19 protein-coding genes are annotated in these 24,735 nt (G+C 54.1%); 11 read left to right on the top strand and 8 right to left on the bottom strand.

What is annotated here, in order from left to right:
• Positions 1-12: 12 nt before the first annotated feature.
• Positions 13-480: a YqhA family protein gene (locus EG028_RS06350; RefSeq protein WP_120514742.1), complete on the bottom strand. Its 468-nt coding sequence runs from the start codon at positions 478-480 to the stop codon at positions 13-15.
• A 192-nt stretch (positions 481-672) separates the two neighbouring features.
• Between EG028_RS06350 and EG028_RS06355 the strand changes: the two genes are divergently transcribed.
• Both EG028_RS06355 and EG028_RS06360 read left to right on the top strand, forming a co-directional pair.
• Entirely contained in the window at positions 673-1,812 is a 1,140-nt protein-coding gene (locus tag EG028_RS06355) for a DUF3472 domain-containing protein (RefSeq protein ID WP_120514743.1), read from the top strand.
• 360 nt (positions 1,813-2,172) lie between these two features.
• Positions 2,173-2,712: a GNAT family N-acetyltransferase gene (locus EG028_RS06360; RefSeq protein WP_206614350.1), complete on the top strand. Its 540-nt coding sequence runs from the start codon at positions 2,173-2,175 to the stop codon at positions 2,710-2,712.
• Positions 2,713-2,718: 6 nt separating this feature from the next.
• Here the strand turns inward: EG028_RS06360 and EG028_RS06365 are convergent, their stop codons facing one another.
• From EG028_RS06365 to EG028_RS06375, 3 genes are all read right to left on the bottom strand, one after another.
• A complete protein-coding gene (locus EG028_RS06365; protein ID WP_120514745.1) occupies positions 2,719-4,833 on the bottom strand; it encodes a type IA DNA topoisomerase in 2,115 nt (704 codons plus the stop codon).
• A 103-nt stretch (positions 4,834-4,936) separates the two neighbouring features.
• Positions 4,937-5,503 (bottom strand): DUF4256 domain-containing protein, encoded by a 567-nt coding sequence (locus tag EG028_RS06370; protein ID WP_120514746.1) that lies wholly within the window; start codon positions 5,501-5,503, stop codon positions 4,937-4,939.
• A gap of 153 nt (positions 5,504-5,656) precedes the next feature.
• Entirely contained in the window at positions 5,657-6,373 is a 717-nt protein-coding gene (locus tag EG028_RS06375) for an EcsC family protein (RefSeq protein ID WP_120514747.1), read from the bottom strand.
• A 46-nt stretch (positions 6,374-6,419) separates the two neighbouring features.
• Between EG028_RS06375 and EG028_RS06380 the strand changes: the two genes are divergently transcribed.
• A complete protein-coding gene (locus EG028_RS06380; RefSeq protein ID WP_120514748.1) occupies positions 6,420-7,040 on the top strand; it encodes a murein L,D-transpeptidase catalytic domain-containing protein in 621 nt (206 codons plus the stop codon).
• 9 nt (positions 7,041-7,049) lie between these two features.
• Here the strand turns inward: EG028_RS06380 and EG028_RS06385 are convergent, their stop codons facing one another.
• The gene (locus EG028_RS06385) at positions 7,050-8,090 is read right to left on the bottom strand and encodes a LacI family DNA-binding transcriptional regulator (protein ID WP_120514749.1); all 1,041 of its coding nucleotides are present in this window, start codon (positions 8,088-8,090) and stop codon (positions 7,050-7,052) included.
• 310 nt (positions 8,091-8,400) lie between these two features.
• Here EG028_RS06385 and EG028_RS06390 point away from each other — a divergent pair, with 310 nt between their 5' ends.
• The 4 genes from EG028_RS06390 (at position 8,401) to EG028_RS06405 (ending at position 15,682) form a co-directional block, all read left to right on the top strand.
• Complete coding sequence (locus EG028_RS06390; RefSeq protein WP_206614351.1) at positions 8,401-11,559, top strand: SusC/RagA family TonB-linked outer membrane protein; 3,159 nt, start codon at positions 8,401-8,403, stop codon at positions 11,557-11,559.
• A gap of 23 nt (positions 11,560-11,582) precedes the next feature.
• On the top strand, positions 11,583-13,400 hold the full coding sequence (locus EG028_RS06395; protein ID WP_241559042.1) for a RagB/SusD family nutrient uptake outer membrane protein: 1,818 nt from the start codon (positions 11,583-11,585) through the stop codon (positions 13,398-13,400).
• Positions 13,401-13,766: 366 nt separating this feature from the next.
• Complete coding sequence (locus EG028_RS06400; protein WP_120514751.1) at positions 13,767-14,249, top strand: hypothetical protein; 483 nt, start codon at positions 13,767-13,769, stop codon at positions 14,247-14,249.
• A 59-nt stretch (positions 14,250-14,308) separates the two neighbouring features.
• Positions 14,309-15,682: a Gfo/Idh/MocA family oxidoreductase gene (locus EG028_RS06405; protein WP_120514752.1), complete on the top strand. Its 1,374-nt coding sequence runs from the start codon at positions 14,309-14,311 to the stop codon at positions 15,680-15,682.
• Between the two features lie 493 nt (positions 15,683-16,175).
• On the opposite strand, the gene EG028_RS06410 is transcribed toward EG028_RS06405, so the two are convergent.
• From EG028_RS06410 to EG028_RS06420, 3 genes are all read right to left on the bottom strand, one after another.
• On the bottom strand, positions 16,176-16,565 hold the full coding sequence (locus EG028_RS06410; protein WP_120514753.1) for a VOC family protein: 390 nt from the start codon (positions 16,563-16,565) through the stop codon (positions 16,176-16,178).
• Between the two features lie 72 nt (positions 16,566-16,637).
• Positions 16,638-18,194, bottom strand: coding sequence for an arylsulfatase (locus tag EG028_RS06415; RefSeq protein WP_120514754.1), 1,557 nt, complete (start codon positions 18,192-18,194; stop codon positions 16,638-16,640).
• Positions 18,195-18,332: 138 nt separating this feature from the next.
• On the bottom strand, positions 18,333-20,306 hold the full coding sequence (locus EG028_RS06420; RefSeq protein WP_123864584.1) for a lectin-like domain-containing protein: 1,974 nt from the start codon (positions 20,304-20,306) through the stop codon (positions 18,333-18,335).
• Positions 20,307-20,357: 51 nt separating this feature from the next.
• Between EG028_RS06420 and EG028_RS06425 the strand changes: the two genes are divergently transcribed.
• From EG028_RS06425 to EG028_RS06440, 4 genes are all read left to right on the top strand, one after another.
• Positions 20,358-21,506 (top strand): putative sensor domain DACNV-containing protein, encoded by a 1,149-nt coding sequence (locus EG028_RS06425; RefSeq protein ID WP_174235417.1) that lies wholly within the window; start codon positions 20,358-20,360, stop codon positions 21,504-21,506.
• A 291-nt stretch (positions 21,507-21,797) separates the two neighbouring features.
• Positions 21,798-23,114 (top strand): AAA family ATPase, encoded by a 1,317-nt coding sequence (locus tag EG028_RS06430; protein ID WP_120514756.1) that lies wholly within the window; start codon positions 21,798-21,800, stop codon positions 23,112-23,114.
• A 1-nt stretch (position 23,115) separates the two neighbouring features.
• Positions 23,116-24,366 (top strand): tetratricopeptide repeat protein, encoded by a 1,251-nt coding sequence (locus tag EG028_RS06435; protein ID WP_120514757.1) that lies wholly within the window; start codon positions 23,116-23,118, stop codon positions 24,364-24,366.
• Positions 24,363-24,686: a cupin domain-containing protein gene (locus tag EG028_RS06440; RefSeq protein WP_120514758.1), complete on the top strand. Its 324-nt coding sequence runs from the start codon at positions 24,363-24,365 to the stop codon at positions 24,684-24,686. Before EG028_RS06435 ends, EG028_RS06440 begins: the two co-directional genes overlap by 4 nt.
• Positions 24,687-24,735 lie beyond the last annotated feature (49 nt).

Below are 24,735 nucleotides of genomic sequence, written 5' to 3' on the forward strand. Positions count from 1 at the left end.
GCCGCCGCCGGCTTATTTCTCGGCCCTTTTCATCAGGAAATAACTCAGCGCCACCATCAGGATAATACCGGGCAGTATCAGGAAGTGCCAGCCCAGTTCCAGCCGGTGTGAATTCATATAAGAAATGGAGAATATCAGCATGATCACCAGGATAGCTTCCCAGAGCATCAGTTTCAGGTCACGGAGGGTTTTCACTTCCCGCAGCCAGGCGGGCATATCTTCTTCCAGCCGCATATCCACAAATATCCGGTAAATGCCGAACGCGAAGATCAGCAGCACCAGCGCCATCAGGAAATTGTCGAGCGATTGCAGGAGCAGCATGGCCGGCTCATGCGGCGTTTCGGAGAAAAACTCTTTGGAGAAAGTGATATATGCATGCACGGCTTTCACCACGCCCATCATTACAAACACCAGGGCGTTCAGCGCGCAGAAAACGCTGATGATGATATAAAGGACCCGGTAACGGAGCAGCCTTTTCATACCTGCAATGGTAGAGCATTACAAGATGAGCGGTTAGCCGGAAAGGACTTTATTTTGTCCGGATCGGTTACGATTGACCGGACAATCCCCCGCGTGCCCATTATCCCCTTCATCACCGGACTGTCAAAATACACCGCCGGATTGGAAAAAGCAGGCTTCCGGCTATAGCTTGGAACGCAAATCTCCGAAACGATGCGTTTATTCAACTCTTTATTGTTCCTTGCCTTTACCTTTTGTACCACCGCCGCGCAGGCGCAGAAAAGCAATGCCGCACCCTCGCAGCACCTGCGGTACAACTTCCCGTCAGACGCGCAGCTGAAGATGCAGAAAGTAAAGATCACCCACTCGGCTTACACTACCTACTTCTCTGTATTTAACTGGACCGGCGGGTACGCGGGCCTGCAACAAACGCCGGACAGCTCTTCCGGCGCTTCCAAAATACTGATCGCTTCCCAATGGGATCCGAATACGGCCGGCGGCGTTTTTGCCAAACTGGCTTATGCGGGTGAAAAAACAAAATACAGCCGCTTCGGCGGGGAAGGCGACGGCGCCAAGACCATCAACCCTTTTAACTGGGAGCTGAACACCTGGTACAACTTCGTGATCAAATGCTGGAAACAGGGCAATGAACAATACATCGCCACCTTTGTGCAGAACCTGGGCACCGGCGTATGGTTCCATACCTCCACCCTCCTGATACCCACCCGCGAGATTTACCTGGGCGCGCGCTCCGGCGCGTTCCTGGAAAACTGGGTGGGCGAAGACCCTCGCTGGGACGGCCGCTTTGTACGCAAAGCCTGGTTTAAGGACTGCTGGAACATGAACCCCAAAGGCGAATGGGAAAAATCCACCGCCCGCTGGTTCAGCGCGAACGACAACGACGCCCGCCGCAACGGCCGCTACGACCGTGCCTTCAACGCGGGATACAGTGCAAAAGAAGACGCCTATTTCATGGAACACGGCGGGGACGTACAGCCCGGCCCCGACTTTGGCACCGGCCGCCGTGTGGACCTTCCCGCGCAGGCGGGCCAGGGGGACAAACCCCAGCTCACCATCGGCGCCGTGGCTTCCCGGGAGGCAAAATACGAGGCGGGCGCGGTGAACGTAAGCTGGCTGCCCAACCCGTCCAAAAGCCCGCAATTCGCTTCTAAAGTGGAGATAACCGGCAAAGACGGCGTGGTGATACAGACCACGGAGGAAACGCTCCCGCAGAAACGCAGCGCGCAGATCAAAACTGAGCTGGCGAAAGGGGAATACAGCGCCAGGGTAACCATCACGGATATATTCGGCGGGATTTCCAAACCGCTGGCCGTGAAGTTTTCCGTTAAATAAAATTCTATGCACTGAAAGTACAGAGGATTGGAATCCGGACTGCTTCGGTGCTGATCCTCAACATTAGTGACCCAGGCAGGCGCAAAGCCCGTCATTGCGAGGAGCAGCAGCGCTAAAGTGGGTGGGGCGACGAAGCAATCTCCTCCATCGAATGGATGCACGCCAGGATATGGAGATTGCTTCGTCGCAGCTCCTGCGCAAATCCCCCGCGGCTCCTCGCAATGACGGCCTTTTCACAACGACGCCACAAACAAGGCCGGTTCTGTGGTAGATTTTCCCGCATGACTAAAAGCCCTTGCACTAAAGTGCATCGTTTTACCCCCTCCACGTTCCCGAATCATCCAGACAATCCCTAACTTAGTGACAGGAACAGATCACATGAACCCGGACATCCGCATCACCGCTCTCAACAGCCAGTCGCACGTCATTTCAGCGCTGGCGGACCTTATCATCGAAACAGTCGCCCATGGCGGCTCCGTAAGTTTTATGCACCCGCTTTCGCGAGACAAAGCCGTTGTTTTCTGGGAAGGTTCCCTGGCCGCCGCAACGCGGGGGGAACGCGTAGTACTGGGCGCTTACGAAGGAGATGAACTGACAGGAACGGTCACGCTGCTGCTGGACTGCCCGGACAACCAACCACACCGCGCGGAAATAGCAAAGATGATGACGCGTGTAAACCGCCGTGGCCAGGGGATTGCACGTTCGCTGCTGCAAGCCGCCGAAAAGATCGCCGTTGAGCGCGGTAAAACGCTGCTTACGCTGGATACCGCCGAAGACGAAGGCGCGGCGGGGTTATATGAAAAAATGAATTATCAGAAGGCTGGCCTGATACCTGATTTCGCACTCAAACCGCATGGCGGACTGACGGGGACCATCCTGTATTATAAGCGGATCGGGTAACGGCGGTTACTTCTCCACGACGATATTAAACGTTTCATTCAGCACGATCTTCCCTTCCACATCGCCGCCATCCACCTTCAGGCCTTTGATCTTTCCCGTTTTGCCTTTGGTAAGCAGGTTTGCGAGTTGTTTATCGCTGAGTTTTTTGCCGAACACTTCAAAAGGTACCTTGAATCCGCATACGGAGAAATTGCCGCAGCCATAGGCCGTGTTGCCTTTTTTTACCGGGTGGGTTTTGCATTTGGGGCATAAGAGGCTGTCCAGCTCAACGGCTTTCTTCGGTGCGCGGGGTTTCGGCTCCTCTTCTTTCACAGGCGGGGCCTCCGGGGCGATGGTGATCGATCTGCCGGTATTGTTTTTTACTTCCTGCGTGAGGTCCACCACCATCTGGATCAGCTCCTGCTTGAAGGTCTCCATCGCGTATTCGCCCTTTTCGATCAGGCGCAGCTTTCGTTCCCAGTTGCCGGTCAGCTCCGGACTTTTCAGCAATTCGTTCTGGATCGTATCTATCAGGTCCATGCCCGTCTGCGTGGCAAAGATGTTTTTCTTTTTTTTCTCGATGTATTTCCTGCGGAACAGCGTTTCGATAATATTGGCGCGCGTGGAGGGCCGGCCGATACCGTTGTCTTTCAGCAGCTCCCGCATTTCCTCGTCCTCCACCTGTTTGCCCGCCGTTTCCATGGCGCGCAGCAAAGTGGCTTCCGTGTAGGGTTTGGGCGGGGAGGTTTTGCCTTTGTGGATACGCGGCTCATGCGGGCCGCTTTCCCCCACTTCAAACACCGGCAGTATCTTTTCCGCTTCTTCCTGCTCCTCGCCTTCTTTTTGCGTGGGAGCGTCGTTCGCATACACTTCTTTCCAGCCGGGCTCCAGTATCTGCTTGCCTGTGGCTTTAAATTCCACCTGGCCTACTTTCCCCAGCACGGTGGTATTGGATATTTTACATTCCGGGTAAAAGGCCGCGATAAAACGGCGCGCCACCAGGTCGTAGATTCGTTTTTCGTCCAGGTGCAGGTTTTCCGGGTATATGCCGGTAGGGATGATGGCATGGTGATCCGTTACTTTTTTATCGTCAAATACGGATTTCAATTTGGGGATGGGCTTTTGCAGGATGGGCGCGATCAGGTTCGCGTAAGGCGTCATGTCTTTGAGGATACCTTCGATCTTCGGGTGAAGGTCTTCCGAGAGGTACGTCGTATCCACACGCGGGTAAGTGACCAGTTTTTTTTCGTAGAGGTTCTGGATGTGTTTGAGCGTATCGTCCGCGGAGTAACCGTATTTTTTATTGGCCTCCACCTGCAGGGCGGTAAGGTCGAAGAGGCGGGGATTGCCTTCTTTGCCTTCTTTCCGTTCGAAGGAAGTGATCTCGAAAGGATGTTCCTTCAGGTACACCAGGCCTTTCTCCGCGCGTTCCACCTGCACGATGCGGTCGATGGTGGCGGTGAACTCCACTTTTTTATACAAGGTTTTCAGCTCCCAGTATTCGGCGGACACAAATGCGTTGATCTCTTTCTGCCGTGCCACGATCATGGCCAGCGTGGGCGTTTGCACCCGGCCGATGGACAGCACCACTTTTCCCTGCGCGAATTTTTTGGTGAACAGCCGCGTGGCGTTCATGCCCAGCAGCCAGTCGCCAATGGCCCGGGCGCTGCCGGCGGCATAGAGGTTATCATACTGACTGCTTTCGCGGAGCTGGCTGAAACCATTGCGGATGGCTTCTTCCGTGAGGGAGGATATCCAGAGCCTTTTTACGGGCGCGGCGCATTTGGCTTTGAGCAGTACCCATCGCTGGATAAGCTCGCCTTCCTGCCCGGCGTCCCCGCAATTGATCACTTCTTCTGACTGCCCCACCAGTTGTTCGATCACTTTAAACTGCTTCTGCACTCCTGAGTTGTCTATCAGCTTGATACCGAAGTGCGGCGGGATCATGGGCAGATCTTCCAGCCGCCAGTATTTCCAGTATTCGTAATAATCATGCGGTTCTTTCAGCGTACAGAAATGCCCGAACGTCCAGGTGACCTGGAAGCCGTTACCTTCATAATAGCCGTCTTTTCTTTGTTTAGCGCCCAGCACTTCTGCAATATCCCTTGCCACACTGGGCTTTTCCGCAATACAAACTTTCATACCTGCGCCAAAGGTCGCGCATCCGGGGGAATTTTTAAAACGGGAGGTTGTTTATCGCTGAATTCATTCATACCGCGTCTGTCTGCCGCAACCGGATCTATTCCTAAACACTCAGCACACCCCGGAACCCCCTGACGGCATAATAAGACTGCGCGCCGTTATGATAAGTAAAGACCCTGCCGTAGCGGCGGTCGCAGAAAAGTGCCCCGCCCAGCTCCCTGACATCATCCGGCGTATGCACCCAGCTGGACGTTTTTATATCGAATTCTCCCAGTTCCTGCAACGCACGGTATTGTTCTTCCGTCAGGAGCTCAACACCCATATCAGCGGCCATTTCCGTAGCGGTATTTTCGGGCTTATGTTCTTTCCGGGATTCCTTCCCTTCGTAGTCGTAACAAGTACTTCTGCGGCCTTTGGGGCTTTCCGCCGAACAATCATAGAAGATATATTCTCCCGTCTTTTTATCATGGCCTACCACATCCGGTTCGCCCCCTGTTATCTCCATTTCATTGAGCGACCAGAGTTTTGCGGGATGGGCTTCCAGCCTCGCCTGTACTTTGATCCATTCAATACCTTTATGGCGGCTCTTGTTCTTCTCAAAACGTTTCTGTAATATTTTGAGCAGTTCGTCCCGCAGTTCCGCCGACAGCTTTTTGTTTACTTTGGTCATTTTAGTCGCTTTGAATTACTGAAATGAGTTTTCTATTCGCTGCCCTGAAGCACCAGGATCAGCTATAACATCCACCCTTCGTTCCATTACGCAGCTACATGACTGCAATATAATGCAGTTATCTGACTGCGCAAACTTTTCCCTGGTATTTTACTATTTGTCCAATACCCTCATCCTGTACGCATTCATCGCCGTCACCCCCAGCCTGTCCACCAGCCGGTAATTCACCACCACGCCCACCGCCGCTCCCACCACGGGCAGCAGCTGCCCCAGCTTCGCCAGGTCTATATGGTCGCGGTATTCCTGCTGAAAACTCAGCCAGTCGAATGCGTTGATGTCCTCCGGCATATCTTTGCTTTTCCGGTCCCAGTCCCTGATCTGCTCAAATACTTTCTGGCGGTGCTGCTGGCTGCTGAACGCCAGTTGGAATATATTAAGGATGTACACTCTTTCTTTGTAATCATTCACGTCGAACCCGTAAAAGGCGGCGATATCGAACAGCAGTTTCAGTTTCATACCCAGCAGTATCGGGAAGTCCGCCAGGCCCAGCAGGATGCCGCCCGCGCCGGTAACGCCACCCTCGGCGGCCGCGGTCTTTTTGTAGAAGTCCACCCGCCTGCGCACCGCCTCTTCCAGTTCAAAAAAAGAAGGGAACTCCGGCGCACGGGGTGCCGTATAGGCGGAACCGTACAGCACGCCCCGCACCATCTGTTTGATTGTGGCGGTGATGGCATTGTGCACCTTGTCCGGTATCAGTTTGTTGATGCGGACCTGCACCCGTTTGGACAGCCTGTCTGTGAAAGAGGGCGCTTTCTGCATTTTCCACTGCCAGGTTTCCATTTCCGCTCTTGCCTGTGCTTCGTATAACATGCCTGTTTTTATTTATGGAAAGAAAAGTAATTTGCATCAATAAGCCATGCGCCTCTGCCATTATATTTTCCCTGTATTGCTCATCATGCTCGCCGCCTGTGAAGAAAAAAAGCCGGTGCGGGAGCAGCCTTCCGTTCCCGCCGTGGTAAAAACGCCACCTATGAGCATGCAAAAACTCAGCCGTAAAGTGAAGGAGCTCCGTGAATACGCCCGCCGCAAGGGATATAATACGCGTTATGCCTGTTTTATAGATTTCGGGGTGTTTTCGGGCAATAAACGGTTCGTGTTTTTTGATCTTGAAAAGGACAAACCTGTCAGCTCCGCGCTCGTCTGCCATGGCCAGGGGCCGGACTACCGGATGGAGACGGTGCCTTTTTCCAACACACCGGGCAGCCTGTGTTCCTCTCCCGGCAGGTACCGCATCGGCGGGAAATACAGCGGCCGCTTCGGTACGGCTTATAAGCTGCACGGGCTGGACGAAAGTAATTCCAATGCGTTTGAAAGATTTGTGGTATTACACGGCCATTCCTGCGTGCCGATGGTGGAATCGGAAGGGGGCATCTGCCGCAGCGACGGCTGCCCCACGCTGAACCCGCGTTATTTCAGTACGATACAGCCTTACCTGGATAAAGCATCAAAACCGGTGCTGCTGTGGGTCTACCGCTAACGGCCGTTCCTACGCGTCTTTTTCTTCATCATCCTCATGTACCACCAGCCGGCAAGGTAGCTGGCTGCTGCGGTACACCGTTTCCGCGCCCTCGTCCGCATCTTCCTCCCCGATCCTTTCAAATAATATACGCGCAGCTTCTTCTCCCATTTCAAAGGAACTCTCCTCGATGGAAGCCAGCGGCTTGTGATCCAGGTGGTGCAGGATAGGCAGGTTGCCAAAGCCGGTGAACTGTACCTTGTCTACCAGGGCGGGGTAATATTTTTTCAGGTAATCTATGGCGTCGAGGGTAACGTAGTTTTTGAAAGTGACAATGGCGGTGGGCGGCTCCGGCAGTTGCATGAGACGCTTCATGGCGCTGAAAGTGCCGGCCCGCGTAAGGTCCACGCTCTCTGTAAGCTCCTCCCTGAAAGGAATATGGTGATTGGCCAATGCCTGTTTGTATCCTTCAAAACGCGCCTGGCTGGTGCGCATGCCCGCCGGGCCCATCAGGTGGGCGATATGCCGGTGGCCTTTCCCGATGAGGAATTCTGTGGCCATCACCGCGCCGTCATGGTTGTTGGACGATACGTAGTCGAACTGGCCGGACTTCGGCTCGCGCCCGATACATACCACGGGAATGCCGATGGACAGCAGCTTCTGGAAGGGCAACATGTCCACCCGGTTCTTGGTAATGGATACGATCACGCCGTCCACCCGGTTGCGTATCATCACGTCCACGATCTTTTCTTCCTTCTGTTCGTCTTCATGCGACTGCGTGAGGATCACGTTATAACCGTGTTTTTCAGCCGTTTCCTCCACCCCGTTTGCCGCCACAGCATAATACTGGTCCAGGATGTCCGGGATGATAAGGCCGAGGGTGAAAGACTTATTCAGTTTGAAGTGCCTTGCGGCCTCGTTCGGGATATAGTTCAGCTCTTTTGCGAGCGCTTTTACCCGCTCGCTGGTGTAAATACTGATGGACGCATCATTATTTAATGCCTTCGATACGGTCGAAACCGACATATTCAGCTTTTTGGCAATATCTTTTATAGTGACCCCTCTTTTCATGAAACCTGAATTGTGCCTGGCATGATACGAAATCTATTTCAAACGTTGTAAATCTATTTTTCTCATGATCGCCCGGATTAAATCGATTGCAATTACTAAATTGGTTGCAGGATTTAACAGTTGAACAGTGATCAATTTCTTTTTTCGGGACTAAACTTAACTTAACCACGGGACAGACAATCCTTTTAAAGTAACAGCTAACACAATTATTTCACGTTAAAAATTCACTTAGATTCCGCGTTCTGTAGATTCTCAGATTCCACACACTCACATATCGTTTCCATTTTCTAAATCCACAAACTGATCCACAATGACAATTAGTATCAGGAGCAAGCTTGTATTGCTATCCTCGGGCTGTTGTGCGCTTACCTTTATGCTGTTTATGGCCGGTAATCCCGCTTTTGCCAAAATTCATACCACTCACCGCCTTCTCGATGCCCGCTTCGCCAAAACGGTGAAAGGCACCATCAAAGATCAGACAGGCCGCGCTTTACCGGGCGTCACCGTGCAAGTGGAAGGCACCAGCAAAGGAACATCCTCGGACGAGAACGGGAATTTTGAACTGAAAGACGTGCCGGACAACGGCGTGCTGGTATTTTCCTTCATCGGTTACCAGACCCTCAAAGCGCCCGTGGCATCCACCGCTTCATGGAATATTATTTTAAAGGACAATGCCACCGAGCTGGACCAACTGGTGGTAGTAGGTTATGGTACGCGTAAAAAAGCGGACGTGACCGGCGCCATAGCCCAGGTGAAAGTAACACAACTGGAAAATGAAAATCCTTCCAACGTGCAGGATGCGCTTCGCGGAAACATTCCCGGCCTGAACGTTACGTCTTCCAACTCCGCCAAAGGCGGCGGCGACCTCGTAGTGCGCGGCCGTTCTTCCGTGAGCGCCGGTTATTCCCCGCTCATCGTACTGGACGGGGTGATCTACCCCGGTGCGCTCAGCGACATCAACCCGAATGACATACAGACCATAGACGTACTGAAAGACGCCAGCGCCGCGGCCGTTTACGGCGCCAAGTCCGCCAAAGGCGTAGTGCTCATCAGCACCAAACGCGGTACCAAAGCAAAACCCACCATCACGCTGAACTCAAACATCGGCCTTTCAACCATTGCGATGGACCAGCCGCTGTACGACGGCCCCGGCTTCGTAAAGTGGAGAACGGACGTGATGAAAAGCGTCAACGCCGGCGCGCAGCCCTACCGCTTCGACGATCCGCGCAACCTGCCCTCGAACATCACCATCGATCAGTGGAAGGCGTACGACAACTCGCAGGGCGACCCGGTGGACATCTGGCTGAACCGCCTGAAGATACTCCCCGTGGAAGTACGCAATTACAAAGCGGGTAAACAAACGAACTGGTACGACATGATGTTCCAGGACGGCCTTCGCAACGACCATACCATCAGCGTGGGCGGCCGTGGCGACAGGGTGACCTATTACATCTCCGCCGGGTATACGAACAACGAAGGTTTTATCGTAGGCGATAAATTCTCCACCTTCAGGACCCGCATCAACCTCGAAGCCAAAGCGGCGGACTGGGCTACCGTAGGCATCAATATGCAGTTTGCGGACCGCGACGAAAGCCAGGTGCCGGTAGACTGGGCCCAGATGGTGAACGCATCCCCCTGGGGCGAAGTGTACAAAGACGATGGCGTGACCCTGCGCGACAGCCCGAACGACGACGTGGGCAACAATACCAATCCTTTCCTCAACAACGTATACCAGGACCGTCTTCAGAAGTTCAACACCCTCTTCGGCTCGCTGTACCTGAAGGGCAACCTGGGGTATGGATTTTCCTACCAGGTGAACTTCACGCCCAACTTCGAATTCGCCCGTTATTTCAACGCGAACCTCGCGAAAGACTTCCGCTACGCCGCCCGCAGGGGCTACGCCGTACGCAGGCAGGAGAACCTTTACAACTGGCAGCTGGACAATATCCTCAGCTGGGTAAAATCTTACGGTGAACACGACTTTGACGTAACACTGCTGTTCAACGCCGAGAAGTTCCAGAGCTGGCGCAACCAGATGGAGAACGAAGGTTTTGACCCGAACGACAACCTTACCTGGCACAACATCGGCGCGGGCATCAAACCCGTGATCTCCAGCTTCGACTCCGTGTCCACCGGCGATGCGATGATGGCCCGCCTGAACTATGGCTTTAAACAAAAATACCTGCTCACCGCTTCCATCCGTAGGGACGGTTACTCCGCCTTCGGCGCTTCCAACCCGCGCGCGAACTTCCCCGCGGTTGGTTTAGGCTGGGTATTCTCCAAAGAAAGTTTTGTACAGATACCCTGGATGGATTTTGGTAAACTGCGTATATCCTGGGGCGTGAACGGCAACCGCGAGATCGGCCGCTACCAGGCGCTGGGCGACCTTGCCACCGGCAAATACCAGTACGTAACACCTGCCGGTCAGCTGGTACTCGTATCGCAGCTGTACGGCAACCGCATGCCGAACCCTAACCTGAAATGGGAAAAAAGCACTTCTTATAACCTTGGCCTCGACTTTGGATTACTTAAAAACCGCCTGAGCGGTTCCGTGGATGTGTACGACAAACGCACCAAAGACCTCCTGGTACTGAAGACCATCTCCGACGTAACCGGGTATTTCAACGTAATGGACAACCTCGGCGAGGTGCAGAACAAAGGTTTTGAACTGAGCCTGAACAGTGTGAACATTGACCAGGCCGGCTTCCGCTGGAGAAGCAACCTGAATTTCTCGCTGAACCGCAACAAGATCATCAGCCTCTACGGCCCGGTGGACATCAAAGACGCAAGCGGTAAAGTAATAGACCGCCGCGAGCTGGACGACCGCGCGAACCGCTGGTTCATCGGCCACGAGCTGGACGAGATCTGGGACATGCGCATCCTGGGCGTATGGAAAACCAGTGAGGCCGCCGAAGCCGCGAAGTACGGCGTAAAACCCGGCGACTTCAAACTGGAAGACAAAAACGGCGACGGCAAATTCACGGACGATGACCGCCAGTTCCTCGGCTACCGCACTCCCCGCTTCCAGTGGACATTAAGGAACGAGTTCTCCTATAAGAACTTCGACTTCTCCTTTATGTTCTACTCCAGCTGGGGCCAGCAGGCTTCGTACAACATGGCTAAAAACAACAGCGGATTCATCGACCGTCAAAACTCCTACGTGCTCCCTTACTGGACGCCCGAGAACCAGATCGACAACGCGGCAAGGCTCTTCTCCAACAATGGCAGCCTGAGCTTTGACGTGTACCGCAAAGCGTCATTCATCCGCCTGAGCACCGTAGCCCTGGCATACACCATTCCCCCCAGGCTGATCAACAAATACGGCATTGAAAGCTTCAAGCTGTTCGCCAACGTGAGCAACGCCGGTATTTACAAGCCTAACTGGGGCTTCTGGGATCCTGAATACGTGTATGGCAGCAACAATCCGCCCGCGCGTAACTGGTCATTCGGTTTGAACGTAACGCTTTAATTGATTTCACAAAAACCTGAGTTATGCTTTTTCGATCAAAACATATCACCTTCTTTACGATAATGACCGCCGCCGTGCTGGTAGCCAGCAGCTGCGGTAAGGACTGGCTGAAGCCGGAGCCTTTATCTTTTTACGAGCCTGACCTCACGTATGTGGACGCCGCCGCTATGCGAGCCGCGCTGGTAGCCTGCGCCCGCAATGCCAGGATCGAATATTACGGGGACAATCCGCCCATCCTCACCGAAATGTTGTTTTCCGAAGTAACCGTGGAAGGCGTAACGGACAAGTCCGGCCCGCCGCAGGACCTGAACCTGCTTATCACGCCGGACCTGGCGAATGAGAACAATGCGGACCGCGCGAGGATCTTCCATTACTGGAGCGAAGGCTACAAAGGCATCAAATACGCGAATACGATAATTTCGAGGATAGACAATGCCAAATACGCCAGCGCCGCGGAAAGGAACGCCATTCTCGGCTCCGCCTACTTCCACCGCGCCATGCGTTATTACCGCCTCTGCATGCAGTTTGGTGATGTACCGGCCGTCATGAAAGAACACACCGCGCCCAAAACGGACTTCTTTTCCACCAAACGCGACGTGATCCTCGAATACATCAAAAAAGACCTGGACTCCGCCAAAGGCTGGGTAGGCGACAACGTAAACCGTGGTGAAGTGACCAAAGGCGCCATCCTGCACCTGCTCACCAAAGTGAACCTCGCACTTGGAAAATTCGATGACGCCATCGCCTCCGCTACCGCGGTGATCAACGGCGGGCAGTATTCCCTGATGCGCCAGCCTTTCGGCGCCACCAAAAAGAACGTGATCTGGGACCTTCACCGCCCGGAGAACAAAGCGCTGGGTGAAAACAAAGAAGGCCTGTTCCTCATCATCGACCGCTTCGGCGACGGCGGCTACGACGGCGGTATGCGTATCATGCGCCAGGCAGTACCGTTATGGGGGTCTAACATCAACAGCCCTTCCGGTAAAAAAGGCACGAACGACAATACCAACCAGGAATATGTGCAGAGCAATTTCTACGGAAGGGGCATCGGCCGCTGCCGGCCCACGCCCTACAGCCAGTACGATATCTGGTCGGACACCAGCGATCTGCGTCACAAAAAAGGCAACTGGATGAGCATGGAAGACCTCGTGTACAACGATATAGGCCTGAAAAACTCCAACGACACCTGGTACATGAAGAACCTCCAGCTGCGCAACAGTACCGGCGGCCTGCTGTGCACAGACACGATCCGCTGCTGGTTCGGCTGGCCTCACTACAAGATATTCATCCCGGACACGGAGAACTCACCCATGCAGGGCGGCCACACTGACTGGTACATTTTCCGCCTCGCGGAAACGTACCTGTTGCGCGCCGAAGCATACTATTGGAAAAATGAATTGGGACTGGCCGCCAACGACATCAACGAGGTGAGGACCCGCGCACAGGCCAAGCCCATAGATGGCGCGCAGGTCACCATCGGCACCATCCTGGACGAGCGCGCCCGCGAGCTGTTCTTCGAAGAACCGCGTAAAACAGAGCTGACACGCATCGCACTGCTGTTTGCAAAGACCGGTAAACCGGCCTACAATGGCAAAACCTACCAGCTGGACAACTTCTCCGAGAACAACTTCTGGTACGACCGCGTGATCGAAAACAACGTGTTTTACCGCACCGGCATCGTGACCAACCACGGTGACAAATACACGGTGAGCCCGTACCATGTGTTCTGGCCCGTGCCCTCCCGATCCCTCCAGTCGAACCCGAACGGGGTGATCAACCAAAACAAGGGATACGCCGGCTTTGAGAAAAATGTCCCCGCATCAGATCAGATTGTCGATTAGCATACACTTTAGCACAATGGAAAACAGGGCCGCCCTCTCGCAGGGCGGCCTTTTTTTTATTGATCCCAGCGTTAGCTAAAACTATGCACTTTAGTGCAAGGGCTTTAGTCATGCGGGAAAATCTACCACAGAACTGACCTTGTTTGTGGCGTCGTTGTGAAAAGGTCGTCATTGCGAGGAGCAGCGGGGGATCTGTGCAGGAGCTGCGACGAAGCAATCTCCATATCCTGGAGTACATCCATTCAATGGAGGAGATTGCTTCGTCGCCCCACTCACGTTAGCGCTGCTGCTCCTCGCAATGACGGACTTTGTGGTATTTTAGTTTTGAATATATTGCAGCTATTAATCCTTTTTTCAGCTAAAGCTATGACCCACGCGAACCCACATACGATCATGCGCAGCGTACTGCTGATCATCACCGGTTTCTTTTACATGATGCCGGGGCTCCGCGGCCAGGTAAAAGACACTATAACGGTCAGCCAAGCAGGGGACTTTGATGCAGCCCAATATAAACCCATAGCCGTGTATAAGGGAGACATGAAGGAACTGGCCAAAGCAGTTGAAAAAAAGTATGCTGCAAAGCAGTATCCGCCGGCGGCCGATTCCGCCCTCATATTCAGAGCCTTTGTAGATAAACACCCTTTGAATGCGCTGGAGAAGCTCGAATTACTCGAAGGAAGAAGATCCGCATTTTCGGATCTTATCAGCCAGTCGCTCAGGGAATCCGGAAGGTCCTGGCGGCCCATGCTCCAGGGAGGCCGCAGCGTGAAGAGTTATATCTGGGTGATTGCCCGGTTAAATGGCGACGGGAGTATTACTTTGTCCACCGGTAATGATAATGATATGTAGTAAATAGCATTTTTATTTTCTATTTTTAGACTATCCGAAAACCATCTTATTCCACAGTTATGTCACAGTTCTCCATCAACCGCCGCCACTTCCTGAAAGGCGCCACCGCAACACTCGTATTGTCCGCCCTCGGCGCGGACGCGCTGGATGTGCTGCATCCGCCTAAAACATACCGCGTGGGCCTGATAGGCACAGGCTGGTACGGTAAAAGCGACCTGTTCCGCCTCATCCAGGTAGCTCCTGTGAACGTGGTGGCCCTCTGCGATGCGGACAACCAGCTGCTCACAGAAGCGGGCGCCATGGTGGCCCAACGGCAGAAAAGCGGCGCAGTGCCCAAATTGTACCGGGATTACCGCAAACTGCTGGGGGAAAACGAACTGGACATTGTGCTCATCGGCACACCGGACCACTGGCATGCATTGCAGACCATCGATGCGCTGAAAGCAGGCGCGAATGTGTACGTACAGAAACCCATCAGCGTGGACGTGCTGGAAGGTGAAGCCATGGTGGCCGCCGCCCGGAAATACGGCAAAGTGGTGCAGGTGGGCACGCAGCGCAAAAGCACCCCGCACCTGATAGACGCGAAGAAAAATATCGTAGATGCGGGACTGTTAGGAAAGGTATCGCATGTGGAAATGTGTTGTTATTATCACATGCGGAACAATGGCAACCCGCCGCTGCAGGCCGTGCCGGATTACTTCGACTACGAAATGTGGACCGGCCCCGCTCCCCTCCGCCCCTTTGACGGCATGCCGCACACCCGCTGGTGGCGCACCTTCATGGAATACGGGAACGGTATCATGGGCGACATGTGCATTCATATGCTGGACACCGTGCGCTGGATGCTCCAGCTCGGCTGGCCAAACCGCATAAGCTCCACCGGCGGCATCTATGTACAGAAAGAAGGCAAATCGAACATACCCGATACACAAACCGCCATCTTTGAATACGACGACCTCAACTGCGTATGGCAGCACCGTACCTGGGGCACGCCCGCCGACCCGAAGTATCCCTGGGCCTTTACCCTCTACGGCGAAAAAGGCACGCTCAAAGCCAGCACCATGAGTTACGACTTCATCCCGCAGGGCAAGGGCGAGCCCATTCATAAGGATGTAGTGTACGAAAAAGAAAAGTATCCCGAAGATGTGACCGAAAAAGCGATCGAGCTGAATGCCGCTCCCGCCACGCGCCTGCATATGGTCAACTTCCTGGAAGCGATCGCCAGCAAAGGCAGACCTGTGGCGGACATTGAAGAAGGGCATATTTCCACCGCCAGCTGCATACTCGCCAATATCTCCCTGCAAACCGGCAGGCCCGTCGTATACGACCCGCGCAACCGGATCATCGTAAATGACCGCGAAGCCACCGGGCTGCTGCAAAGGCCTTACCGCCAGCCATGGGAACATCCGGCAGCGGGGCTCTTAAAGGCTTGATACCCCACTCTCATTTTTGCGCACAACTTGTCAATTTTTATATTGACTACCGGCCATCAGGGCCCGGAAATTTCCAGGCCCTGATTTTTTTCGCGGCAAAAATTACCCGCTTTTTCGTTTGTATTTGTTTTTCAATGCTTTAGGAAATCCGCACCGTATGGCAAGGCTACCTCCATCCACCTGCAATCCTTCGGTGATCCTTCGGCCGTGTTCGGTCGCGGTACGGGTTTGAGGGTGTTTCACCGAAGGATGACCGGAGGATGACCGGAGGATCACCGAAGGATCGCCGAAGGAAGACCGTTCAATAAAAACAGGGATACATGCATATGGGTGGAGCGCCCCGATAAAGCCTTTTTTAGCCCCCTGGCTGAATGATTTGCCCTTTCACATACCTACCAGCCGGGCGCCCCGGGATCGCCCGGATCCGGTCAATTTCGCATGGCGGTATTTTTAAAGGATCAGTTTTGTGAAAGGAATATAAACAACTGTTTTTTCAACGCTGGTAAAGCTCCAGCGGCAGCCCGTCAGGGTCTGTGAAGAAAGTGAACTTCTTCCCGGTGAATTCATCGGTGCGGATCGGTTCTGCCACTACGCCCTTTTCCAGCAGAGCGGTGGCCGCTGTTTCCACATCATCCACTTCAAACGCGAGATGCCGTAAGCCGCGGGCTTCGGGGCCGGATGGGCGGGGCGGCGGGGATGGAAAGGAAAACAGTTCGATGAGGTAACTCCCGTTCAGGGCCAGGTCCAGCTTCCAGGAATCGCGGGCGGCGCGGTAGGTTTCCGCCTGGATGGTAAAGCCGAGCACATCTGTGTAAAAGGTTTTGGAGCGTTCGTAATCCGAGCAGATGATGGCGATATGGTGCACTTTGTTGAGTGAAAGCATATCACAAATGTAAAGAGGCTGCATCGTTAATGACGCAGCCTCTCAGGGTTTTCAGGGAATTGCTATATATTTTTAATTTTTTGGGGACATTGATTCCATCTCTTTCAGGCGTTTTAATGCGTCCTGCTGTTTCAGCAGTCCGTAGCCAATGCCGCTCGGGTTGAGCGTACTGCCTGTCTGGTAGGGGTATTTATCAAAGTCGCTGAAGAAAGCTTTGATCCTTCCCTGGATGGGTACCAGCAGCCACATCTGGTCGGCCATAAAACGTATCCATCCACCGGCTTCTTCCTGCGCTCTTTCATATGGGTCCATACGAAGGTTGGTGATTGCCGCCCAGGACGTTACTTTTCTTGAACCGGTGGCAATATTGCCGTCAACAACGGCGAAAGACAGTTTCCAGTCGTTCCAGCGAACGGCATTCAGGTTACCTCCCTGGTCAAAATAAAATAGTTCCTCACGCGGGCCTTTTTTTTCTTTTCCTTCAAAATAAGGCATGAAGTTATAGCCGTCCAGTTTTACCTTGAAACTTTTCCCGGCGCCCGACCATCCGTTAGCCATGCGCTGCTTAATGTCGGGAATGCCTGCTGCCGCGGAAAACGTGGGGAACCAGTCTATGGTGCTGATGATATCGTTGATGACCGTTCCTGGTTTTACGACACCGGGCCAACGCACCATCATCGGCACCCGCAAGCCGCCTTCCCAGGTAGTGCCTTTTTCGCCTTTGAACGGTATCATGCCGCCGTCAGGCCAGCTGCCTACTTCAGCGCCGTTATCTGTCGTATACAGTACGATGGTGTTATCCGCAATGCCAAGGTCATCCAGCTGTTTGAGCAGCTCTCCCACCATCAGGTCATGTTCGGCCATGCCGTCCGCTTCGAGTCCTTTACCTGTAACCCCTACGGACGCAGGTTTCAGGTGCGTCCATACGTGCATGCGGGTGGCGTTGAACCATACAAAGAAAGGCTTGTCCTGTTTCACCTGGTCGCCAATATATTGTTTCGCGGCGGAAAGGAATTCTTCATCGACTGTTTCCATTCTTTTGGTGTTCAGCGGGCCGGTGTCTTCAATTTTGCCGTCGGCAGTAGATTTTATCACACCGCGCGGCCCGTATTTCTTTTTGAATTCGGGGTCTTTCGGATAGAAATATCCTTCGGGTTCTTCTTCAGCATTGAGATGGTAAAGGTTACCGAAGAACATATCAAAGCCGTGCCTGGTGGGCAGGTGCTTATCCTGGTCGCCCAGGTGGTTCTTGCCGAACTGAGCCGTGCCGTATCCCTGCGCCTTCATCACATTGGCGATGGTGGGCATCCAGTCTGCGATCCCGTGTGGGTCTCCGGGCATACCGATGGTAAGCAGTCCGGTGCGGAAGGGCTCCATGCCAAGGATAAACGAAGCACGTCCGGCTGTACAGCTCTGCTGTGCATAGGCGTCTGTGAAAAAGGCACCTTCCCTGGCGATGCGGTCAATATTGGGTGTGCGATATCCCATCATACCATGAGTGTAGGTGCTTATCTGGCTCTGGCCGATATCGTCACCAAAAATGACAAGAATGTTTGGTTTCTTTTGTGCGTACAGGCAACCGGCACCCAGCAACATGCATTGCGTAAAAAATAGGAATTTCCTGATCATACTATTATGATTTAAAAGTTCAGACCGATAACATTGATGAGAGAGCTTGTATGCCAGGAGCTGTACAGGAACTAAAATTAACGCATATAAAAAAGCATGGCAGGCACAAAAGGGCAAATTATTGGCGGGAAAAGTTTTCTAGCGGATGAGGGTGACCGTACCCCTGCGGCTGAACAGGCGGCCGTTGTAATCAGTGCCCTGCACCATCCACACGTAAGTACCAGCGGCGGCGGGATCGCCCTTAATAGTGCCGTCCCAGGGAGCGGACAGGGCGGAGGTTTCAAATACAAGGTGACCCCAGCGGTCCCAGACCTTGAAGAAATCCAGCTTCGGCACGCCCGGCGCGATGACTTTAAAATAATCATTCACCCCGTCGTGGTTCGGCGTGAAGCCGGTGGGCACATAAAACTCCGGCCCTGTATATACTTTTACAAATAGCTGGTCTTCTTCGCGGCAGCCTTCCGGTGAAGTGACCACCAGGTTGAACAGCTGATCTTTTTGCAGCACCGCCACGGGATCGCTGATATAAGGATTATCGAGGCCGGCGGCGGGCGTCCACTGGTAATGAAGGTCCTCTCCGTCCGCCTGCGCGTTCAGCTGTAAAGGCTGGCCTTTGGCGATGAGCGTATCACGGCCGGCGCGTACATTGATGTCCGTTACGCCCACCTGCATGTTCACCGGTTTGGCGGCGCATCCGTCCTGCGAAATGGCATGTACCCTCGCGGAATATTTACCGCCCGCCGGGAAACGGTACGCCACATCTTTCTGCCAGAGCGTATCCTCTCCGATGCTCCAGTACCACCGCGCGATGTTGATCGCCGGGGTGTTATTGGTACCCGTGAAAATATTATCCTGCCCGATGCAGGCGTTCCTGCCGATGCCGCCGATCTCCGGCGTGGGGAATACGGACATCGTTTGCGTCGCATCGCTGGCGCAGCCTTCGGCGCTTACCACTTCGAGATGTATGGGATAACTGCCGGGGGCGGTGTAAGGCGCGATTGGATGTTGTGCGGACGAGGTGCGCCCGCCCCCGAAATCCCACGACCATTTGGCCGCTGTGCCCACTTTTATTGCCGTTTCATCTTTCATCTGCAAAGGATCGCCAAGGCAGAGGGGTTGCGGCCCGAACTTCACCTCCGGGTAAGACCCGATGGTAACGGTATTGCGCAGCGTATCGGAGATGCAACCGCTGTTATCTTCTATCACGAGTTTGACGGCATATTTACCGGCTTCAGCATAGAGGTGCGGCGGAGGCGCGGGCACGGTGAGTTTGGTGCCGTCCCCGAGGTCCCAGTACCAGCGGGTGATGCTGCCGAAGGAGCTGGAATTGTCTTTGAAAGTAACGGGTGTACCGTCGCAGAATATCTGCCCGCCGTTGAAATTAAACGAAGGATGCAATGCGGCGCAGAATTGCTGCACATTCGAGGAACCGCCGGTGGAGCCGGCAAACCCCCAGTACACCATCGGGTTGCTTCCGAATATGTCCGCCACGAGGTCTTTATTGATCGTGATCCGCACATTGTTGTCCACGCTTACCCGCATGGTATGCGTCGCGGCATTCCATTCAATGCGGAAAAGGTGCCAGCCGCAGTCTTCGATATTTTCATTCCCATCCGCCAGCATCACGGGCGGGGCGAGATCGCCGCCGGGCAGCAGGTGATCGCTTACACCGTTCATCTGGATGGCGAGGTGGTCCCAGGGCGGATCGTTCTCCTCTAAGTTCTGGTAGGTATCCACCAGCACGCCCAGCGAGGGGGAAATACCTTTGAACCCCAGCCCCTGACCGGTAGCGCCGAGGTTGGTGCCTTTGGTCTGGAGGATAAAACCGATACCGTCCGCACCCGGCCCGTCCTTACAGCCCAGGTTGATCTCAAAAACGTAATTAAAGGATTGCCTGAGATCGATCAGGTTCTTGTTCCAGATAGTGCCGCTCTGGTTTGGCACGTCTTCCGTAAGCACATAACAATTACAATTCCGCTGTGTAGCGGAGCCGTTCAGGATATACGGCTGCTGCAACTGAGCATAAGCCCCTGTAAACGCGTGGAGTAAGATTATATAGAGAATAAGTGATCTCGTCATGGGCGTGGCACGGCCGTGAACAAGATATAACAAATCCCGTACTTGCGTCGAAAAAGTCTAAATTAGCAACGAAATGAGAAGTACATGGACCTGAAGAACGGAACTACTTATAAAGCCGCCATCAACGTGGCGGGAACGATAGAAGCGCATTTCCAGAAACACCTTGTTGCCGCCAAAGCAAACAGTGAAGATGAGCTGGCCGCCGTGCCATGCAGAGCGGTGGTTGAGAAACTGATAGACGTGTCTTTCTGGGCCAGCCTCCGTCGTGAAGAAGGCGTGGCTACCCGCATATCCCTTGCTTATTTACATCCTTCGCAGGCAATCAAACCTTTACTGTTCGAACAACGCCTTCCCCTCACGCCCAAAGTGCTGGCCAAACTTGCACCGGGGGTGGAACGCGCGGGCGTACACGTGGGCGTGTGGCAGGATGGTGAAGAATTATATATCTGGGGCACCACGATCAATCTGCCGAATTACTGTTTTGTGCTGGACGTGAGCGAGCCGGGCCTGCTGGTCGTAAAACACCGCCGCGTGGCCGGGCTGGGCAAATTCATCAATGTGGCCGTATTGCAGGGAGACAGTGTGAAAGTGGTGGACGAAGCCAGCGGTACGAACGATGACTGCCCGGACATGCTCTCTTCGCTGCTGGGGCTCAATTCTTCGCCGTTGTGGAACGATCCCACCAATGTACTGATACAGATCGCCGTAAGCATGCGGGCGCATAAACGCGGCGGCATATTGCTCGTCACCCCCTCCGGCAACGACCGCTGGAAGGAATCCGTGATACACCCGCTGCAATACCCGGTAAGCCCCGCGTTTTCCGGCGTGGCGGACCTGATAAAGCTGGACAGTAATGTCACCAGCGAGATCTACTGGCAAAACGCGCTGCGCCGCGAAGTGGAAAACATTACCGGCCTCACGGCGGTGGATGGCGCCACGGTGATCAACAACCAGCAGGAGCTGCTGGCTTTCGGCGCGAAGATCAGCCGGGCGGTCCGCTCCACCTCGGTGGAAGAAGTGCTGATGACGGAGCCGGTAGTAGGCGGCACTCCCCTGCTGATGCACCCTTCCCGCATCGGGGGCACGCGGCATCTTTCCGCGGCACAGTTCGTGCACGACCAGCGGGACGCACAGGCACTGGTAGCCTCCCAGGACGGGTACTTTACCGTCTTTTCCTGGTCGGACACCTCGCAGATCGTGATGGCGCACAGGATTGATGTGTTGCTGATCTAACAGTTTGGCTTTCAGTTAATAATAACCGCCAACTATAATTTTTATTACCCACGCGCCAGCTTGTTTTTGCATAGCCTTCACGTCATTGCGAGGAGCCGCGCGGGGAGTGCGCAGGAGCCGCGACGAAGCAATCTCCCAATAATGGAGCACTTCACTTCAATGAAGGAGATTGCTTCGTCGCTCCCTCCCTCTTTGGCCCCGCGCGGCTCCTCGCAATGACGGGGCTTTGCCTTTATCGGGCAGGAGCAAGCGGATAATCATTATAATTAATTTGATATCTTAGTAGTTGCCATGACACAAAGTACTATCGACAGCTTAAGGGAAGCCCTCAGGTTTTCCCCGGAAAACATCCCTTTGAGACTGCATCTCGCGGAAACTCTTTTTAACCTGAACCGGCTGGAAGAAGCGGAAAAAGAATACCTCGCGGCATTGGGCATTGAGCAGAACGAAAAGGCGCTGATCGGACTTGCCAAAGTATATTACCGCAAAGAAGCATACGCCACCTGCAACGTGATACTGGAAGACCTGATGAAGTCCCAGCCGGACAACCTGGACGTGCTGGTGCTCTACACACGCTCTTCCCTGAAAGAAAACGCATGGGATAATGCCCGGGAAACCTACCAACGCCTGCTGGAACATTACCCGAACTTTACCGACGAAGAACTGGACGCACAGCTGCGCGTACGCGGGCAGCAGTCCGCCGGACATGATGAAGATGCGGAGGAAGACGAGATCTCGCTTTTTATGCAAAAGCCGGATATCAACTTCACCGACGTGAGCGGTATGGAACAGGTGAAAAAAGAGATCGAGATAAAGATCATCCAGCCGCTGCGCCATCCTGAGCTATATAAGGCTTACGGCAAAAAGATCGGCGGGAGCATTTTGCTGTACGGCCCTCCGGGTTGCGGCAAGACCATGATTGCCAAAGCCACGGCGGGACAGGTGAACGCCAAGTTCATCAACGTAGGGCTGAACGATATCCTGGACATGTGGCTGGGCAACAGCGAAAAGAACCTGCACCGCATATTTGAATACGCACGCAAAAACACGCCCTGCGTACTTTTCTTCGACGAGATCGATGCGCTGGGCGCCAGCCGCGCGGATATGAAACAGTCGGCCGGCCGCAACCTCATCAACCAGTTCCTCCAGGAGCTGGACGGCGTGGAAAATGACAACACCGGCATCCTGATCCTTGGCGCCACGAATATTCCCTGGCACCTGGACCCGGCCTTCCGGCGTCCCGGCCGCTTTGACCGGATGATCTTTGTGCCGCCGCCGGACCAGGAAGCGCGTACGGCGATGCTCCGTATCAAATTAAAAGATAAACCGACTGAAAATATTGATTACGAGAGTATTAGTAAAGTTACTCCCGAGTTCTCCGGGGCGGATATTGCAGCAGTGATAGACATGGCAATTGAAGAAAAACTGGAAGCCTCTTTCCTGGAAGGCATGCCTTTACCGCTTAAGACAAAAGACCTGCAGAACGCCGCCAAAAAACATAAGGCCAGCACCCGCGAATGGTTTTCCATTGCAAAAAACTTTGCACTGTATGCCAATGACGCCGGCCTGTATGACGACATCCTTCATTACCTGAAAATCAAAAAATAGCATGCACGACCAGTTGCTCCAACGCGCCATCCTCCTGATGCAGCAAAAAAAATACAGGGAGGCGCAAACCATATTAAGCAGCATGCTGGAGCAGGACCCGCAGAACCCGGACATCCTGAGCCTGTTTTGTGAAGTAAAGATCCAGCTGGACGACTTTCAGTCCGCCATGCAGCTGGTGAACCATGCCATCGGTATTTCCCCGGCGGAAGACCGCCTGTTTTACCAGCGCGCCCGCATTTACCTGCAGCAGGGAGAATACGACCTGGCTGAAAAAGACCTTACCCAGGCCATCAACCTCGACCCCTACGACGCCGATTATTTCGCTTTGTTCGCCATGATGCAGAACAGCCGCAAACGTTTTGAACAGGCGCTGGAGCTGTCCGAAAAAGCCCTTGAAATAGACCCGGAGAACATTTACGCGCTGAATGCCCGCAGCACCGCACTGCTGAAGCTCGGCCGCAAGGAAGAATCCTTTGCCGGCATCGAAGGCGCCTTCAGGCACGACCCGGACAATGCCTATACACACGCTAACTACGGCTGGGGCCTGCTGGAAAAAGGTTCGGCCAAAGACGCGCTGAAACACTTCCGCGAAGCGCTCCGCATCGATCCTACGCTGCACCTGGCGCAGGCCGGCATGATGGAGGCGCTGAAAGCCCGTTACTGGGTATACCGGATGTTCCTCAAATACGCCTTTTTTATGGGCAACCTCACGGCCAAGTACCAATGGGGCGTGATCATTGGCCTGTACCTGCTGATCAGGCTGCTGAACACGCTGGGGAACAATAACCCGGCGCTGCAGCCTTACGTGATGCCCATCGTCATCCTGCTCTCCGCCTTTGCGTTCTCCACCTGGATCATTACACCGGTGAGCAACCTCTTCCTTCGTTTTAATCCGTACGGCAAACACCTGCTGGATGAAAATGAAATAGCAGCCTCCAATCATGTGGCTATCAGCCTATTAGTCGGCCTTGCCGGCATCGCCGGATTCCTGCTCACCTGGCAGGAGCCCTGGGTGCTGGTAGCCATTGTGGGCATCACCATGATGATACCGCTGAGCGTGCGGCTGATACCTTCGCGCAATCCCCGGGTGATGAACCTGTATACCCTGGGGCTGGGCATTGCCGCCATCCTGGCCGTCGCCTCCGCGTTTATGGGAGACACCATGAATATGTTTGCGGGCGTGTATGTGGTGGGGCTGCTGATATTCCAGTGGGTAGTGAATTATATGTCCATCAAACAAAACAACAAATGAGCAATCCGCAATCCTTCCAGGACCTGCCCGCCCGCGAAGTGGTGCCCGGTTTTACCGGCCGCTTCCTGCATGGTGAAAAACATACGCTCGGCTACTGGGAAGCCAAAGCCGGCAGCACGGTGCCCGTACATCAGCACCCGCACGAGCAGATGTCTTACGTACTGTCAGGCACCCTCGAAATGGAACTGGACGGGGTGAAACACACCCTCCACGCGCACGACGTGCTGCAGATCCCTTCCAATGCGCCGCACGGAGCCTATGCGGTAACGGATTGCCGGCTGATCGATTCATTCAGCCCGGTAAGGGAAGACTATAAATAATCCCCGGGGCATGGAGCAGGACCTATACCGCCGCGCCGCAGTAGACAAT

The sequence above is a fragment of the Chitinophaga barathri genome, from assembly GCF_003807585.1.
GTDB classification, from domain to species: Bacteria; Bacteroidota; Bacteroidia; order Chitinophagales; family Chitinophagaceae; genus Chitinophaga; species Chitinophaga barathri.

Coding starts and splice junctions, on each gene's coding strand:
- EG028_RS06385 (WP_120514749.1), bottom strand. CDS start 8,090: ATGAAAAGAGGGGTCACTATAAAAGATATTGCCAAAAAGCTGAATATG.
- EG028_RS06400 (WP_120514751.1), top strand. CDS start 13,767: ATGACCCACGCGAACCCACATACGATCATGCGCAGCGTACTGCTGATC.
- EG028_RS06390 (WP_206614351.1), top strand. CDS start 8,401: ATGACAATTAGTATCAGGAGCAAGCTTGTATTGCTATCCTCGGGCTGT.
- EG028_RS06440 (WP_120514758.1), top strand. CDS start 24,363: ATGAGCAATCCGCAATCCTTCCAGGACCTGCCCGCCCGCGAAGTGGTG.
- EG028_RS06425 (WP_174235417.1), top strand. CDS start 20,358: ATGGACCTGAAGAACGGAACTACTTATAAAGCCGCCATCAACGTGGCG.
- EG028_RS06355 (WP_120514743.1), top strand. CDS start 673: ATGCGTTTATTCAACTCTTTATTGTTCCTTGCCTTTACCTTTTGTACC.
- EG028_RS06380 (WP_120514748.1), top strand. CDS start 6,420: ATGCGCCTCTGCCATTATATTTTCCCTGTATTGCTCATCATGCTCGCC.
- EG028_RS06350 (WP_120514742.1), bottom strand. CDS start 480: ATGAAAAGGCTGCTCCGTTACCGGGTCCTTTATATCATCATCAGCGTT.
- EG028_RS06405 (WP_120514752.1), top strand. CDS start 14,309: ATGTCACAGTTCTCCATCAACCGCCGCCACTTCCTGAAAGGCGCCACC.
- EG028_RS06370 (WP_120514746.1), bottom strand. CDS start 5,503: ATGACCAAAGTAAACAAAAAGCTGTCGGCGGAACTGCGGGACGAACTG.
- EG028_RS06395 (WP_241559042.1), top strand. CDS start 11,583: ATGCTTTTTCGATCAAAACATATCACCTTCTTTACGATAATGACCGCC.
- EG028_RS06365 (WP_120514745.1), bottom strand. CDS start 4,833: ATGAAAGTTTGTATTGCGGAAAAGCCCAGTGTGGCAAGGGATATTGCA.
- EG028_RS06410 (WP_120514753.1), bottom strand. CDS start 16,565: ATGCTTTCACTCAACAAAGTGCACCATATCGCCATCATCTGCTCGGAT.
- EG028_RS06435 (WP_120514757.1), top strand. CDS start 23,116: ATGCACGACCAGTTGCTCCAACGCGCCATCCTCCTGATGCAGCAAAAA.
- EG028_RS06415 (WP_120514754.1), bottom strand. CDS start 18,194: ATGATCAGGAAATTCCTATTTTTTACGCAATGCATGTTGCTGGGTGCC.
- EG028_RS06375 (WP_120514747.1), bottom strand. CDS start 6,373: ATGTTATACGAAGCACAGGCAAGAGCGGAAATGGAAACCTGGCAGTGG.
- EG028_RS06430 (WP_120514756.1), top strand. CDS start 21,798: ATGACACAAAGTACTATCGACAGCTTAAGGGAAGCCCTCAGGTTTTCC.